This window comes from Hoeflea phototrophica DFL-43 (assembly GCF_000154705.2).
Classification (GTDB): domain Bacteria; phylum Pseudomonadota; class Alphaproteobacteria; order Rhizobiales; family Rhizobiaceae; genus Hoeflea; species Hoeflea phototrophica.
The window spans coordinates 3,986,117-4,000,583 of record NZ_CM002917.1 but is presented as its reverse complement, the minus strand read 5'-3'; the positions used below and the strand labels follow the sequence as shown (position 1 = coordinate 4,000,583).

The window sequence follows — 14,467 nt, the reverse complement described above, 5'->3', positions numbered from 1 at the left end:
CTGAGCGTGCCGCCATGGATGGAAAACTTGAGCACAGGTTTGCCTTGTGGCGTGGCCGGTACTCTTAGTAATAGTGGTCTGGTTGAATCACATGATTTGGCAATTGATGCAGTTAGGGAGAGCCAGGGCTTGACCGAGATGAACCCCTCGACACCGGTCACTTCGGAAGATGTGGCGCGGCACGCAAATGTCTCGCAGTCGGCAGTCAGCAGGGCCTTTACGCCAGGAGCGAGCGTATCGCTCAAGATGCGGGAGAAGATCCTGAAATCCGCTGCAGAACTGGGTTACCGTCCCAATGCTCTGGCAAGGGCGATGATATCCGGGAAATCGGGGCTTATCGCCATGCTGGTGGCTTATCTTGATAACCAGTTTTATCCGGTCATGCTGGAGCAGCTGTCGCGCAGACTGCAGGCAAGCGGTTACCAGGTGCTGCTGTTCATGACCGAACCGGGGGACCAGGATGAAGTTGTCGGCCGGATTCTCCAATATCAGGTCGAGGGCATTGTCATGGCTTCGGCGACACTTTCGTCAGATCTTGCCCGGGAGTGCGCGCGAACCGGTATTCCGGTGGTGCTTTTCAATCGTTATGTGGCCACATCGCCGGCTTCTTGCGTCACCTCGGACAATATCGAGGGCGGGCGCTTGATCGCCGATTATCTGGTCAGGGGTGGTCATGAGCGTATCGGCTTCATTGCGGGGGCTGAGGATTCTTCGACCAATCGCGATCGCGAAGCCGGATTTTACAATGGGCTCGCTGAACATGGCCTGGCCGTCTTTGAACGCGTCGTCGGCGGCTACTCCTTTGAAGGTGCGGCCGCTGCTGCGCGCGTTCTGTTTGATCGGCCGGACCGTCCAGACGCGGTTTTTGTTGCCAATGACCATATGGCATTTTCAGTTATGGACGTGCTCCGTGACGAGCTGGGGCTTCGAATCCCGGAAGACGTTTCTGTCATCGGTTACGATGATGTGCCCCAGGCTGCATGGAAGGGGTATGACTTGACCACGGTGTCGCAAGCAGGTGCGCAGATGGTTGAAGCTACTGCCGAAATCCTGGTTGAGCAGATAGAACAGGCTGCTGTTCGTAAAAGGGCCGCCGTTCTTCCTGCAGAACTCATAGTGCGCAGTTCGGCCCGGATTCCCCAGGGCTGACGGGTCTCAAGACAAACCAAAAGTTTGCTCGCCCAAATGGCGTTCGTTTGAATGCCGTGTAATCAGAATTTGCCGCGCCGGAACTGACTTTGCAGGCGATCCATCACATCAAACCCCATCTGGTTGAGAAGGTCGAGCATATCGAGCGGGACCCAGTTTTCGCGGATCAGGCCTTCATGGTGGAGGTAGAAATCCATCACCCTCATGGTCACCGGTTTGCCGGTCGGCGTCGTTCCGGCGAAGCCGCCGCCATTGTGGATGGCGTAGACCGACGGCCATCCTCCGGTGACGGAATAGGGGCCGTCGCCGATGCGAATGTAATGGCCCGCACCCTTGGCATTGCGGGCTGCGTCAACTTCCTCGAAGGTGCCTTGAGGCCGTTCGAAGGCGATGCGGAACGGAAGTTGGTGGTAATCGACGAAGCCCTGTAGTCCGCGTGTGGTCCCGATTCCCGAGGGCCCATACCACATCATCTTCGGGTGCCAGTGTTCCTTCTGGGCCATGTTCATCAGGGATTCGCGATTCATGTTCCCGATATCGTTGTGCTCAAACAGGGTGCGATGCATCGCCAGTGTTTGCGTGATCGAAGCGCTGGATTGATCGGCGTCCGAGGGATCGAAACGAAGGCCGTCGCCGGTGATCGGTCCTGACCACATGCCTTCCATGCCGAGACTTGGCGCCAGCGGCCAGAAGCCCGCCTGCCGGATGAAATCGAGTATGTCCCAAAGGCAGTTGGCCTGAACGATCTTGCCATCTGCGATCTGATAGACCTCGCCGTAACGCAGATACATGGTTTGACCGTTCGAGGGGATGCCGAGCCAGTCCGAGCGAAATGTGCCGCAGTAATTTCCCACCGCGGCGATGTAGGTGCGGCTTTCATATCTGCCTGCGACGAAGATCTGGTCCCGGCGTTCGAGATCCGGTAGCGCCCGTTTGAGGGGTGCCCAGACGCTTTCGCCAACGGCCTCGACTCCACGCATTTCATTGATTGGATGGGCCGCGCGCCATTCTACGTCTGAAGCACAAAGCTCTGACAGAAAGCCAGATAATTTGTCCGAAGGCGCCTCCGCCAGCCTTTGCAGCATATCAAAAAGCCGCCGGCGCTCACCGGAACCAATCGCATTGTCGCTCATTGCAATACCCCTAAGATGTTCTCAGAATTCATGAAAAAACGATGCGTGCCAAGCCGATAAAAAAACTTTCATCAAGCCATTGCATACGTATTCAATTTTTGTCAATCTCTTCTCACGCTTCCCTTGCAGAGGAAGGTTAGGCCAGTTGAATATGGCTGGCATTAAAGAAACCGGAGTCCAGTCCGGCAACAAGGAGAACAGCAATGCTCAAGAAAATTTTGATCGCATCGGTGTTTACGCTGGCGAGTTCGGCTATCGCACAGGCCGGTTGCGGGCTGTCCGGCGGAACCGTGAAAATCCTCGGAAACGAATTCCCGGCAATTCAGACTGTCGCCAAGGGTGCAATGGCTTGCGCCGATGACAATGTGACGGTCACGGCCAACCTGACGACGGAGCACCGCGACCTGCAGGTTGCCGCGATGACTGCCAACCCGGCGGAATATACGGTTGCGATTGTGGCCAACAGCTCGATCGTCCCGCTGATGAACGACGGGCTCATCCGCCCGCTGAATGACCTGGTTGAAAAGTTCGGCGGCAAGCTCAAGAAGAACCAGCTGATCACCATTGACGGCAAGATCATGGCCGTGGCTTTCATGGCCAATGCACAGCATCTGTTCTACCGCAAGGACATCCTCGAGCAGGCGGGTCTGGACGTTCCGGCCACCTATGAGGACGTCATTGCCGCAGCCAAGGTCATCAAGGAAAAGGGCCTGATGGAATACCCCTTGTCTGGCACCTTCAAGTCCGGATGGAACCTGGGTGAAGAGTTCGTCAACATGTACATGGGGACCGGTGCCGACATGTTTAAGGCCGGCACCGCCGAGGTTTCGGTCAACAATGAGAATGGGGTTGAGGCGCTCAACATGCTCAAGGAGCTTGCGAGCTTTATGAACCCGGATTTCCTGACCTATGATTCCAATGCCGCTGCTGCGGAATGGGAAGCGGGCAACGTTGCGATGATGAACATGTGGGGCTCGCGCGCTGGTCCTGTCGTGGATGACGAGGGCTCGACCCCTGATATTGTTGCGGCAACCGCCTTCACCGGTGCGCCGACACTGGGCGGGGGATCCGTGCCGGCGACCACGCTGTGGTGGGACGGTTTCACCATTGCCGCCAATATCTCCGATGAGGACGCCGAAGCCAGCTTCCGCGCCATGGTCAATGGCGTTGATCCGAGCATTCTGACAGATGAAACCAAGTCGCAGGCTGTCTGGCTGATTGACGGCTTTGAGCCTGGCCTGACGGCAGAGGGCGTGTTTGCAACGGCCAATGCGGGCGCAAAGCCCTATCCGATGTTGCCGTTTGGCGGACTGCTGCATACCGCCGCAGGTGCCGAGCTTGCTGATTTCCTGCAAGGCAAGGAAAGCGCCGAGCAGGCGCTGACCGATCTCGAGGCTGCCTATACGACGGCTGCCAAAGAGGCCGGCTTCATCAAGTAAGCTGCTCTTTTCCGGGCGGGTGTTGAACGCCTGCCCGGATAGTCTGAAGCCGGGATTGGCGTGAAACAGCGCCAAACCAGACTGCATGCGCCAGAGCAAAAGGCTTTCAGGCATGTGATGACATCGGTCAGGCAAGATGTGTTTGCGAGGGTGGAAGGAAACCGGACATAGGGTTGCTTCCAGGGGCCCAAGAGTGCTGCAGCCGCCGGTCTTGGCATGACCTTGTAAGCATACCCTGATCAGTCCGATGGAAAGATCCGTGTTTTGAGGCGCCCCGTCGCGTCGAAGCGCAAAGTCAGCAGAGGGACCAATGCGGCACAGCACATTTTTTTGGTTTGTACTGCCATCGGCTTTGGCGATGTTCCTGTTCATTGCCTTGCCAATCGTCTCGGTTTTCATGCAGTCTCTGTATATTGCCCACGATCAGGTGGTCGAGGAAGTTGAGACCTGTGCGGTCTTCAGCTGCGAAACCGAACTGCGGGTCAACGCGGAGGCCACCGCACAACTCTATGACGAGGCACCGCTGGGCAAATTTGCGGGCCTGAGCAACTACACCAACCGTTCGCATCTTGCGTTTGAGGAATTGGGTGCTGTCTGGGCGAGTTCGGATGGCTTGGGAGACTTTCTGGGTGGCATGTACAATCTGCCATTCTACAAGGCGCTGAGTTTCACGCTCATTTATACGTTCATTGTCACACCTTTGGTGATCATCTTCGGGTTCATGATCGCGGTTGCGGTCAACTCGCTGTCGAGCGTCTTCAAGGGACCGGTCATTTTCGTGTCGCTGCTGCCGATGATGGTGACGCCTTTGATCGGGTCGCTGATCCTGTTCTGGATGATCGATGCGCGCGGTATTCTTGGTGCGACGCTGCAATCCCTGATGGGTGATCCATCGCTCTCGCTCAAGGCCTCGTCGACGCTGACCTGGGTGATGCTGATGGTCTACGGCGTCTGGCACTCTGCTCCCTTCGCGTTCGTCGTGTTTTACGCCGGGCTGCAGACGGTACCGCAGGACACGCTGGAATCGGCGATGATCGATGGCGCCAGCCGCTGGGAGCGAATTCGCTACGTAGTGCTTCCCTACCTCATGCCGCTGACGCTGTTTGTCGCGCTTATACAGTTGATGGACAATTTCCGGGTGTTTGAGCCGATTGTCGGCTTCAACGCGGAGGCGCATGCCACCTCGTTGTCCTGGGCGATCTACAACTACATGAACGCGGATTCGAAGCTTCTCAATTCAGCCGCCACCACCTCCATGCTGACCATCCTCGGTGTGGCCATTCTGCTCTCGCCGGTGCTGGTGCGCACCTGGCGCGACTTTAACCGGCGCTAGGGGGACGACGACATGAGCCAAGTTGCACAAAGGCGGTCGCCTCTTCTGACCATCGTCTCGATCTCGTTCCTGGTTGTCTGGCTGATCATGGCCGCATTCCCGTTCCTGTGGACCCTTTGGGGTTCGTTCAAGGTGCAGGGGGATTTTTTCTCCAAGGCGGACTGGAGCAACGCGATCTTCGGCGTTCGCACCCTGGCCGAGACCGGCAGCACCTTCACCGGAGCGGGTTATTACGGCGCCTGGGTCCAGGAGGAGTTCTGGCGTGCAGTTCTCAACACCGGCATCGTGGTGATCTTCGTCGTTATCATCTCGCTTACCTTCGGCGCGCTTGGCGGCTATGCGCTGTCGCGGTCGAACTTCCGTTATGTGTTCTGGCTCTTGATGCTGGCGCTGATCTTTCGGGCGATGCCGCATATCACGCTGGTGTCGGGCTACCTGTTGCCGTTCTTCGAATGGAACCTGTGGGGGCATCTCTCGACAACGGTGATTGTCCTGGTGGCGATCAACCAGCCGTTCACGCTGTGGATGCTGCATTCGTTTTTCCAGAACATTCCCAAGGATCTCGATGAGAGCGCGATGGTGGATGGTTGCACCCGCTTTCAGGCATTCCGCTACGCGATCGTGCCGGTGATGTGGCCGGGCATCGTGACCACCGGGCTGTTCTCGTTCCTGCTGGCCTACAATGATTTTGCAGTGACAGCGCTTTTGCTGACGAAGGAGAACCAGACCATGGTTCCCAAGATTGCGGGCTTCCTGGGATCCACCCAAACCGAGGGCAACGTCATGTTTGCCGTCGCATCCGTCGTTTCCGCAACCGCGCCGCTGTTCGTGCTGGTGCTTTTCTTTCAGCGTCAAATTGTCAGCGGACTGACCGCTGGCGCTGTGAAAGGTTGAAATCATGGCTGGTATCACACTCAAGAACGTCACCAAGCGCTGGGGCAATTTTGTCGGCGTCGAGAATTTCGATCTGGAAATCGCGGATCGGGAGTTCCTAGTGTTGCTGGGACCATCGGGCTGCGGCAAGACCACGACGATGCGGATGATCGCGGGTCTGGAAGATGTCAGCGATGGCGAAATCTGGATCGGCGACCGGATGGTCAACAGTCTCGAGCCCAAGGACCGGGATATCGCCATGGTGTTCCAGTCCTATGGGCTCTACCCGAACATGACGGTGAAGGAGAACATCCGGTTCCCGCTCAAGATCCGCAAGGTCGATCCGGCGACACACGAGGAGCGGGTGGCGCGGGCCGTCGCCATGGTGGAGCTCGAGGATTTCGTCGACCGCCGGCCTGCTGCGCTCTCCGGCGGGCAGCGTCAGCGGGTGGCGTTGGCGCGCGCTATCGTGCGCGAGCCCACCGTGTTCCTGATGGATGAGCCACTGTCCAATCTCGACGCCAAGCTCCGGGTTTCGACGCGTGCGCAGATCAAGAACCTGCAACATGAGCTCAAGACAACAACCATTTATGTCACCCACGACCAGATCGAGGCGATGACGCTCGCAGACCGGGTCGTGGTCATGAACAAGGGCGTTGTCCAGCAGGTCGGCACGCCCAAGGAAATCTACAGCCGCCCCAACAATGTATTTGTCGCGGGCTTCATGGGAACGCCGGCCATGAACCTGATCGACGGTGAAATCGCCGACGGGGTGTTTGCCGCGCATAACATCCGGGTGCCGGGCTTGTCAAAGCAGGTGAATGGCAAGGTTACGCTGGGCTATCGCGCGGAGGATGCGAGCCTTTCTCATGGGGATGCCGCAGGTGAAATCACCGCGCCGATCTACACGTTCGAACTGCTGGGCGATGCGTCTATGGTTGCGGTCAAGGCCGGTCAAAGCATCGCCGCCGTCAAAACGGACAAGGACTACAAGGCCGAGATCGGCGAGCCTGTTTCGATCTCCGTGCCGGCTGGGATCTGTCACCTGTTTGACGCAGAAACCGGCGGACGGCTGGACGGCTAGTCCGGGAGGAAAACGCTTGGGATCAAGGCCTCGGACTTGCTGTCGGCGGACGGCACGGAGGCCGGACCCAAGACAACTGAAGCTGATAACTGGTGCCATCGGGAGATCCAGGAATGAACAAGACGACGAGCGGCTTTGAAGACGCCGGTTTTGATGCGGTCGAGCACGCGCGCAAGAGTGCTGAAAGCCTCGCGGTGGTGCGACGCATGGAAGATGCGTTGGCGTCCGGATCAAACGACATGCGGGCGCACTTCCATGATGATTTCCGCTGGATCGGCAATTACGGCTGCGGCACCAAACATGGCGTCGACGCCTTTCGCCGGGCCTGGCAGCTGCCGTTCCGGGCTGCCTTTAGCGAACGGGATTACCGGACCGAACGCTTCATGGCGGACGGCGAATGGGTGTCCTGTTTCGGTCATATCGACGCGACGCATTCGGGTGTTTTCATGGGGATAGAGGCGACCGGCAAGCGCATAAAAATCCCGTATATCGATTTCTGGCTGATCCGCGACGGCAAGATTGCCGACAATTGGGTTTCGGTCGATTTCGCGCTGGTGCTGGCGCAACTGGGCAAGGACGTTTTCGCCGGGGAAGGCTGGGAGGCCTTTGACAGCAATGAGAAGACGCCCCCGTCACCTTCTGTAAACTGAGGATCACCATGACCATCCGGCATCTCAAAACCGCCAGGACTGCTTCGGATCGCAACGATGATGATGCGAGGGTCCGGGCCACCGTTGAAACCATCCTGAACGATATTGGAACGCGTGGTGACGCGGCCGTGCGTGAGCTGTCCAAGACGTTCGATTCCTATGCGCCTGCTTCGTTCCGGCTGAGCGCCTCGGAGATTGAAGCGCTTGTGAACCGGGTTACGGCCCGCGAGATGGAAGACATCAGGTTTGCGCAGGCGCAGGTGCGTAGATTTGCCGAAGCCCAGCGCGCCTCGATGCTCGACATCGAGATCGAAACCATGCCCGGTGTGGTTCTCGGCCACAAGAATATCCCGGTGCAGTCAGCGGGTTGCTATGTGCCCGGGGGCAAGTTTCCCATGGTGGCTTCGGCGCATATGTCGGTGCTCACGGCATCGGTTGCCGGTGTGCCGCGGATCATTGCCGCAACGCCGCCATTCAAGGGCGAGCCCAATCCCGCGGTCATCGCAGCGATGCATCTGGGCGGAGCGCATGAAGTCTATTGCCTAGGTGGTATTCAGGCGGTGGCGGCGATGGCGCTGGGCACCGAGACAATCAAGCCGGTTGATATGCTTGTCGGGCCTGGCAACGCCTATGTGGCGGAGGCCAAGCGCCAGCTCTTTGGCAGGGTCGGGATCGACCTTTTTGCAGGTCCGACGGAGACCATGGTGATTGCGGATGAAACCGTGGATGCCGAAATCTGCGCAACCGACCTGCTCGGTCAGGCCGAGCACGGCTACAATTCACCGGCGGTGCTGGTCACCAATTCGGAAAGACTGGCACAAGGGACGATTGCCGAGATTGCGCGGCTCCTGAAGATCCTGCCCACGGCCGAGACCGCATCAAAAAGCTGGGAAGACTATGGCGAGATCATCGTCTGTGACAGCCATGAAGAGATGCTCGATGTTGCCAATGATATCGCGTCAGAGCATGTGCAGGTGATGACCGACCGGGATGACTGGTATCTTGAGAACATGCATTCCTATGGCGCGCTGTTTCTTGGGTCCCGCACCAATGTCGCCAATGGCGACAAGGTGATCGGCACCAACCATACGCTGCCCACAAAGAAAGCCGGCCGCTACACCGGCGGGCTCTGGGTCGGCAAGTTCCTCAAGACCCATTCCTACCAGAAGATCACGACCGACGAGGCGGCGGCCGAGATCGGCGAGTACTGCTCGCGTCTGTGTATTCTCGAGGGCTTTGTTGGCCATGCGGAGCAGGCAAATGTGCGGGTCCGCCGCTATGGCGGACGCAATGTTGCTTACGGGGCGCCGGCGTTGCCGGTCAATGAGGCAGCCGAATAATGCAACTCCCGCGCACCCCATCTTTCCGCCTCGATGGACGGACGGCACTGGTGTTTGGTGCCTCGTCCGGCATAGGGCTGGGAGCCGCGATGGCGTTGGCTGAAGCCGGCGCACATGTGATCTGTGCGGCAAGGGGCGCGGAACGCCTCGAGGAGGCAGCTGCCGCTATCCACGAGGCGGGTTTTGATGCTGAAGCTCTGGTGCTCGACATCGCCGATATCGACGCGGTGAAGACGGCGATTTCAGCTCTCGACCGGCTTGATGTCATGGTCAACTCGGCCGGCACTGCCCGCCACGCTCCGGCGCTTGAGACCTCGCCGGAAGACTTTGACGCGGTCTCCATGGTCAACTGGAAGGCTGCGCATTTCGCTGCCCAGGCCTCTGCATCAAAGATGATTGCCGGCGGGAGGGGTGGTTCGATCATCACCATTTCGTCACAGATGGCGCATGTCGGCGGAATCGACCGGGCGGTCTATTCCGCATCAAAACACGCGGTCGAGGGCATGACCAAATCGATGGCGATCGAATGGGGCGGAGAGGGGGTCCGGGTCAATACGATTTGCCCGACCTTCATCCGCACACCATTGACCGAGCCGACATTCAACGATCCGGCGCGCGTGGCCTGGATCAGGGACAAGATCAAGCTCGGCCGGGTGGGCGAGATTGAAGATATCATGGGTGCGGTGCTGTTTCTGGCGTCCGACGCTTCGGCGCTGGTGACCGGCGCTTCATTGCTGGTGGATGGCGGCTGGACCGCCGGATAGGAGAGACGATGAGTGTTCCAGGCTTTTCACAGCGTTGGAAGGATTTCCCTGATTACATAATCGGCATCACCAAGGAGATCTGGGAGGATCGCGGTGTCGAGACGCTGAACCGGTATTATTCCAAGGACATTCCGGTGCGTTCGCCGATGGGCATCCAGACCGGCAACCAGTCGGTGATCGCCGCGACGATGGCGACGATCAATGAGTTTCCGGACCGCGAACTGCTGGGCGAAGACGTGATCTGGTCGGGTGATGAAACCACCGGGTTCCTTTCGTCCCACCGGCTCCTGACCACGGCCGCCCACACACGAGACGGTGCATTCGGCAAAGCGACGGGCAAGCGCTGGAAGGTCAGGGTGATCGCTGACTGCGCGGCAAAGAACGACACCATCTATGACGAATGGCTGGTACGCGATTACGGCGGCATCGTCCGGCAGCTGGGCATGGAGCCGCGCGACTATGCGGCCGGCCTGATCGCCCGCGAGGGCGGGGCAGATAACTGTGCGAGGCCGTTTACACCAGAGATCGATGTCGATGGCGGGTACCACGGAACCGGCAATGACAATGGCTGGGGGCTGAAATACGAAGGCATACTTAACCGCCTGATGGACAAGGATTTCAATCTGATCCTTGCGGAGTATGACCGTGCGGTCATTGGTGAATACCCGGGCGCGGTGACGGCTGTCAGTCATCGCGAGGTGACGGAATTCTGGGTCGGACTGCGCTCATCATTTCCAAACGCAACATTTGCGATCCATCACCGTATCGGCATGGATGCCGACATGCTCAGCCCGCGCGCAGCGATCCGCTGGTCGCTTGATGGCCTGCATGAGGGTTGGGGCGCGTTTGGCGAGCCGACAGGGGCAAAGGTGCATGTGATGGGCATGAGCCATGCCGAATTCGGCCCCTGGGGCTTGCGGCGTGAATACACGCTCTACGATGAAATCGCGATCTGGAAGCAGATCCTCATGCAGGCCGGAGTTTGATCAATGACACCACAAGAGATGGACAAACGGATCGTCCGGTATGGAGAGCTCAAGCCCTGCAAGACCGCTTTCATCGATGCGCATACGCCCGGATCGGATCAGAAGGAGAACTTCACCATCATCGGTGGCGGGGTTTCGGAAAGCCCCGATCAGCATGTCCATATCGGCATTCCGCATGGCTTTAACATCGGCGCGGCGGGACAACCGCCGAAATGCCGCAATTCGCTGCATTCGCACCGCACCGCGGAGGTGTTCTTCGTGTTTTCGGGCCGCTGGCGTTTCTTCTGGGGCCGCTGGGGTACCGCCGGGGAGGTGGTGCTCGAGGAAGGCGATATCTTCAACATTCCAACCGGCATCTTCCGCGGCTTTGAGAACATCGGCACCGATTACGGGATGATCATGGCGATCCTCGGCGGTGACGACGCCGGTGGCGGTGTGATCTGGGCACCACAGGTCATCGAGGACGCCAAGGATCATGGCCTGGTGCTTGGTGCCAATGGCAAGCTTTATGACAGCAAGAAGGGCCAGGCACTTCCTGACGGCATCGATCCAATGCCAATCCTGAGCGAAGACGAACTGAAGCAGTTTCCGGAACCCGCGACGGCGGATGTGGTCCCCAATTTTGTCGCCCGCTACTGGGATCTTGTGGCGCTGGCAGACCGCGAGCCCGCCAAAGTGATTGGCGAAACCGGGAAGCTGCGCGACAAACCGGGTTTCGAGGTTGATCTGATCACCCGCGGATCAGCCAGTGAGACAATGCACAGCCACGACCGGCCTTCTGTATTGATGCCGGTCAAGGGGCACTGGCGTGTCGATTGGGAGGGTGGTTCGGCAGTTTTGGCCCCTGGCGACACGATGAGTGTGCCGGAGACCATCGCCCACCGCGCGCTGCCGTCGATGACGGGCGAAGCAGCGCTTTATCATGTCGTTTCCACGGGTGATCCGGCGGGCTTGACCTGGGTCCCAAAGTGAGGAGAGGTGCATGACCAAAATCAACGTTACTCATGTCGGCTCGTTGCCACGCACTCAGAAGGTGGTCGATTTCATTTTCGCGCGCGAGCGCGGGGAGAGTTACGATCAGGCGGATTTTGACGCGGCCATGCGTGAGGCGGTGGACGAGACTGTGGCGAAACAGGTTGCCGCCGGGGTCGATATCGTCTCCGATGGCGAAACCTCGAAGATCTCCTACGCGACTTATGTAAAGGACCGCTACACTGGCTTTTCCGGCAACAGTCCCCGCAACGCACCGGCGGATCTCAAGCTGTTTCCCTCATTTCTCAAGCGCCTGGCGGATTCTGGCGGAACGCCGACCTATGCAAGACCGATGTGCACCGGTGATGTGGCATCGAAGGGCCAGCAAGAGCTTGGCAAGGACATCGCCAATCTGAAGGCGGCCATGACGAAGCACGGTGCCGATCGCGGGTTCATGAATGCTGCGTCACCTGGGGTGATTTCCCTGTTCCTGCAGAACGACCATTACCCGACGCGCGAGGCCTATCTTGCAGCTCTGGCTGACGCCATGCGTGAGGAGTATGAAACCATTGTCGCCGCCGGGCTCGATCTGCAGCTCGACTGTCCTGATCTGGCGCTGTCGCGGCACATGCTTTTCAACGATCTGAGCGACGCGGAATTTGTCAAGATTGCCAAGAGCCATGTGGAGGCGCTCAATCATGCGCTCGAAAATGTGCCGCAAGACAGGGTACGGGTGCACATCTGCTGGGGAAACTACGAAGGTCCGCATGTCTGCGACATCGATATGGCCAAGGTGTTTCCTGTCCTGATGAAGACCAAGTCACGCTATGTTCTGTTTGAGACCTCCAATCCGCGCCACGGTCATGAATGGACGGTGTTCCGCGACCGCAAGGCCGAGATTCCCGATGAAAAGGTGCTGGTGCCCGGCGTGGTCGACACCACCACCAATTTTGTCGAGCATCCGGAACTGGTGGCCCAAAGGCTTGAGCGGTTTGTGCCGCTGGTGGGTGCTGACCGGGTGATTGCCGGCTCGGATTGCGGCTTCGGCACCTTTGCCGGATATGGCGCGGTCGATCCCGAGATCGCCTATGCAAAGCTCAAGGCCTTGCGCGAGGGTGCTGATCTGGCCGCGGCCCGCGGATAACGAGCGTGGCTGCGCGGGAAAAACTCATTCTGTTGCCGGGTATGCTGTGCGACGCGCGGCTCTTCACGCCCCAGGCTGAGGCATTGAGCCGGACCCATGATGTGGAGATTGTCATGATCGACAGTGCCGACAGCATAGAGGCGCTGGCGGATCATGTGCTTGAGCGGGCCCCGGAACGGTTCGATCTTGCCGGGCTCTCGATGGGTGGCATTGTCGCCATGGCGATGGCCGGGAAGGCTCCGGAGCGGATCCTCCGGCTTGCTTTGCTCGATACCAACCATCTGGCGGACGCCGAAGGCCGAGACAAGATCCGCAACCGGCAAATCGATGCCGTCGGCAAGGGGGACATGCGCAGGGTCGTGGTTGATGAGATGAAACCCGTCTATCTTGCAGCGAGGAACCGGTCTGATCAGGCGCTTTTGGATCTTCTGGTGGACATGGCGATGGATCTCGGGCCCGAAGTGTTCGTGCAACAGTCGCTGGCGCTGCGCGATCGTGGCGACCAGACTGCTGCGTTGAAGGCCTATACCGGGCCTACACTGATCCTGTGTGGCGAAGAAGACATGCTGTGCCCGCCTGAGCGGCACCGGGAAATGGCCGGGCTGATGCGCAGGGCAGAGCTCAGACTGATTCGCGATGCTGGCCACATCTCGACGCTTGAAAACCCTCATGCGGTCAATGACGCGCTGAGCAGTTGGCTGGGTGCAGCTGTTTCGCCATCTGCCTGATCGACCCCTGCCAGAAGCCGGCTTTCGTGCCTGAAAAGGAAACACAATGGACCAGAACCTGATTGATCTGCTCAAGCGCGTTGATACGCCAACGGTCTGCAACGCCATTGAAGTGGCGCAGGGCAAAAGGGGCTTTGACCGTTTCACCCGCCAGACCGTGCTGAGCGCGGACCCGCAGCTGCCAGCGATTTGCGGCCGCGCCAGAACCGCGCGGATTCGCGCCGCAGCGCCGCCAAGTGAAGCCGCTGAGGTGATCCGTGCCCGGCGGATGGCCTATTACAAATACATGGCCGAAGCACTGTCACCGGCGATCACTGTCATCGAGGATCTGGACTGGCCCGATTGTATTGGTGCCTTCTGGGGTGAAATCAACACAACGGTGCACAAGGGGCTCGGTATTGCCGGAGTGCTGACCAATGGCGTGATGCGCGATCTTGGCGATCTGGCGCCAGGGTTTCAGGTGTTGGCGGGTTCGGTCGGACCCAGCCATGGCTTTGTGCATGTGGTGGATTATGACCAGCCGGTTGAGGTGTTCGGGCTCGAGATCCGCCCAGGGGACTTCATCCATGCGGACCGGCACGGGGCTGTTGTGGTGCCTGAAGATGTTCTTCCCGTCCTCTCGGGCGCGATAGCAAAAATGCAGGCCAGCGAATCACTCATACTGGACCCCGCGCGTGAAACCGGGTTTGATTTTGCGAAATTCGAGGAAGCCTGGGCTGATTTCGAGCGCGCGCGTGTGTGAGTGTTGCCGGAGCTGTTAGCGCTTTTTCCGACGCTGGGGTGTTGTTCGAAGTGTTTTTGTGGGTAGATGCGATGGGCTGTTACGTCATTCCGGAGGGCTTCTGATGGGTGCTATACACCGTTTGGTTCAC

14 protein-coding genes are annotated in these 14,467 nt (G+C 58.9%); 13 read left to right on the top strand and 1 reads right to left on the bottom strand.

Translation table 11 applies throughout. The features are described 5' to 3' along the window. The first annotated feature begins 27 nt into the window (after window positions 1-27). On the top strand, window positions 28-1,149 hold the full coding sequence (locus tag HPDFL43_RS18900) for a LacI family DNA-binding transcriptional regulator (protein ID WP_245271071.1): 1,122 nt from the start codon (window positions 28-30) through the stop codon (window positions 1,147-1,149). Between the two features lie 62 nt (window positions 1,150-1,211). Here HPDFL43_RS18900 and HPDFL43_RS18895 read toward each other — a convergent pair whose 3' ends face one another. Beyond that, complete coding sequence (locus tag HPDFL43_RS18895) at window positions 1,212-2,282, bottom strand: nuclear transport factor 2 family protein (RefSeq protein ID WP_007199016.1); 1,071 nt, start codon at window positions 2,280-2,282, stop codon at window positions 1,212-1,214. A gap of 203 nt (window positions 2,283-2,485) precedes the next feature. On the opposite strand from HPDFL43_RS18895, the gene HPDFL43_RS18890 reads away from it, so the two are divergent. The 12 genes from HPDFL43_RS18890 (at window position 2,486) to HPDFL43_RS18835 (ending at window position 14,337) form a co-directional block, all read left to right on the top strand. Then, window positions 2,486-3,721: an ABC transporter substrate-binding protein gene (locus HPDFL43_RS18890; RefSeq protein WP_007199015.1), complete on the top strand. Its 1,236-nt coding sequence runs from the start codon at window positions 2,486-2,488 to the stop codon at window positions 3,719-3,721. A 358-nt stretch (window positions 3,722-4,079) separates the two neighbouring features. Then, window positions 4,080-5,054, top strand: a complete 975-nt coding sequence (locus HPDFL43_RS18885; protein ID WP_245271070.1) for a carbohydrate ABC transporter permease — start codon at window positions 4,080-4,082, stop codon at window positions 5,052-5,054. A gap of 12 nt (window positions 5,055-5,066) precedes the next feature. Further along, a complete protein-coding gene (locus tag HPDFL43_RS18880; RefSeq protein WP_007199013.1) occupies window positions 5,067-5,948 on the top strand; it encodes a carbohydrate ABC transporter permease in 882 nt (293 codons plus the stop codon). 4 nt (window positions 5,949-5,952) lie between these two features. Beyond that, a complete protein-coding gene (locus tag HPDFL43_RS18875) occupies window positions 5,953-7,011 on the top strand; it encodes an ABC transporter ATP-binding protein (RefSeq protein ID WP_007199012.1) in 1,059 nt (352 codons plus the stop codon). Window positions 7,012-7,124: 113 nt separating this feature from the next. Continuing rightward, window positions 7,125-7,661, top strand: a complete 537-nt coding sequence (locus tag HPDFL43_RS18870; RefSeq protein ID WP_007199011.1) for an ester cyclase — start codon at window positions 7,125-7,127, stop codon at window positions 7,659-7,661. A gap of 8 nt (window positions 7,662-7,669) precedes the next feature. Beyond that, complete coding sequence (gene hisD / locus HPDFL43_RS18865) at window positions 7,670-9,001, top strand: histidinol dehydrogenase (protein WP_007199010.1); 1,332 nt, start codon at window positions 7,670-7,672, stop codon at window positions 8,999-9,001. After that, the gene (locus HPDFL43_RS18860) at window positions 9,001-9,765 is read left to right on the top strand and encodes an SDR family NAD(P)-dependent oxidoreductase (protein WP_007199009.1); all 765 of its coding nucleotides are present in this window, start codon (window positions 9,001-9,003) and stop codon (window positions 9,763-9,765) included. The genes hisD and HPDFL43_RS18860 overlap by 1 nt, the downstream gene beginning before the upstream one ends. Before the next feature lie 8 nt (window positions 9,766-9,773). Next, on the top strand, window positions 9,774-10,751 hold the full coding sequence (locus HPDFL43_RS18855) for a nuclear transport factor 2 family protein (protein WP_007199008.1): 978 nt from the start codon (window positions 9,774-9,776) through the stop codon (window positions 10,749-10,751). 3 nt (window positions 10,752-10,754) lie between these two features. Beyond that, the gene (locus HPDFL43_RS18850) at window positions 10,755-11,723 is read left to right on the top strand and encodes a cupin domain-containing protein (protein ID WP_040449349.1); all 969 of its coding nucleotides are present in this window, start codon (window positions 10,755-10,757) and stop codon (window positions 11,721-11,723) included. Between the two features lie 10 nt (window positions 11,724-11,733). Next, window positions 11,734-12,867, top strand: a complete 1,134-nt coding sequence (locus HPDFL43_RS18845) for a cobalamin-independent methionine synthase II family protein (RefSeq protein ID WP_007199006.1) — start codon at window positions 11,734-11,736, stop codon at window positions 12,865-12,867. 5 nt (window positions 12,868-12,872) lie between these two features. Further along, window positions 12,873-13,595 (top strand): alpha/beta fold hydrolase, encoded by a 723-nt coding sequence (locus HPDFL43_RS18840; protein WP_210165609.1) that lies wholly within the window; start codon window positions 12,873-12,875, stop codon window positions 13,593-13,595. A 46-nt stretch (window positions 13,596-13,641) separates the two neighbouring features. Continuing rightward, window positions 13,642-14,337, top strand: coding sequence for an RraA family protein (locus HPDFL43_RS18835; protein ID WP_007199004.1), 696 nt, complete (start codon window positions 13,642-13,644; stop codon window positions 14,335-14,337). Window positions 14,338-14,467: the final 130 nt, after the last annotated feature.

What these genes read in the sequence shown, in the direction of transcription:
- HPDFL43_RS18895 (WP_007199016.1), bottom strand. Translation starts at nt 2,282, where the DNA reads ATGAGCGACAATGCGATTGGTTCCGGTGAGCGCCGGCGGCTTTTTGAT.
- HPDFL43_RS18890 (WP_007199015.1), top strand. Translation starts at nt 2,486, where the DNA reads ATGCTCAAGAAAATTTTGATCGCATCGGTGTTTACGCTGGCGAGTTCG.
- HPDFL43_RS18885 (WP_245271070.1), top strand. Translation starts at nt 4,080, where the DNA reads ATGTTCCTGTTCATTGCCTTGCCAATCGTCTCGGTTTTCATGCAGTCT.
- HPDFL43_RS18880 (WP_007199013.1), top strand. Translation starts at nt 5,067, where the DNA reads ATGAGCCAAGTTGCACAAAGGCGGTCGCCTCTTCTGACCATCGTCTCG.
- HPDFL43_RS18875 (WP_007199012.1), top strand. Translation starts at nt 5,953, where the DNA reads ATGGCTGGTATCACACTCAAGAACGTCACCAAGCGCTGGGGCAATTTT.
- HPDFL43_RS18870 (WP_007199011.1), top strand. Translation starts at nt 7,125, where the DNA reads ATGAACAAGACGACGAGCGGCTTTGAAGACGCCGGTTTTGATGCGGTC.
- hisD (WP_007199010.1), top strand. Translation starts at nt 7,670, where the DNA reads ATGACCATCCGGCATCTCAAAACCGCCAGGACTGCTTCGGATCGCAAC.
- HPDFL43_RS18860 (WP_007199009.1), top strand. Translation starts at nt 9,001, where the DNA reads ATGCAACTCCCGCGCACCCCATCTTTCCGCCTCGATGGACGGACGGCA.
- HPDFL43_RS18855 (WP_007199008.1), top strand. Translation starts at nt 9,774, where the DNA reads ATGAGTGTTCCAGGCTTTTCACAGCGTTGGAAGGATTTCCCTGATTAC.
- HPDFL43_RS18850 (WP_040449349.1), top strand. Translation starts at nt 10,755, where the DNA reads ATGACACCACAAGAGATGGACAAACGGATCGTCCGGTATGGAGAGCTC.
- HPDFL43_RS18845 (WP_007199006.1), top strand. Translation starts at nt 11,734, where the DNA reads ATGACCAAAATCAACGTTACTCATGTCGGCTCGTTGCCACGCACTCAG.
- HPDFL43_RS18835 (WP_007199004.1), top strand. Translation starts at nt 13,642, where the DNA reads ATGGACCAGAACCTGATTGATCTGCTCAAGCGCGTTGATACGCCAACG.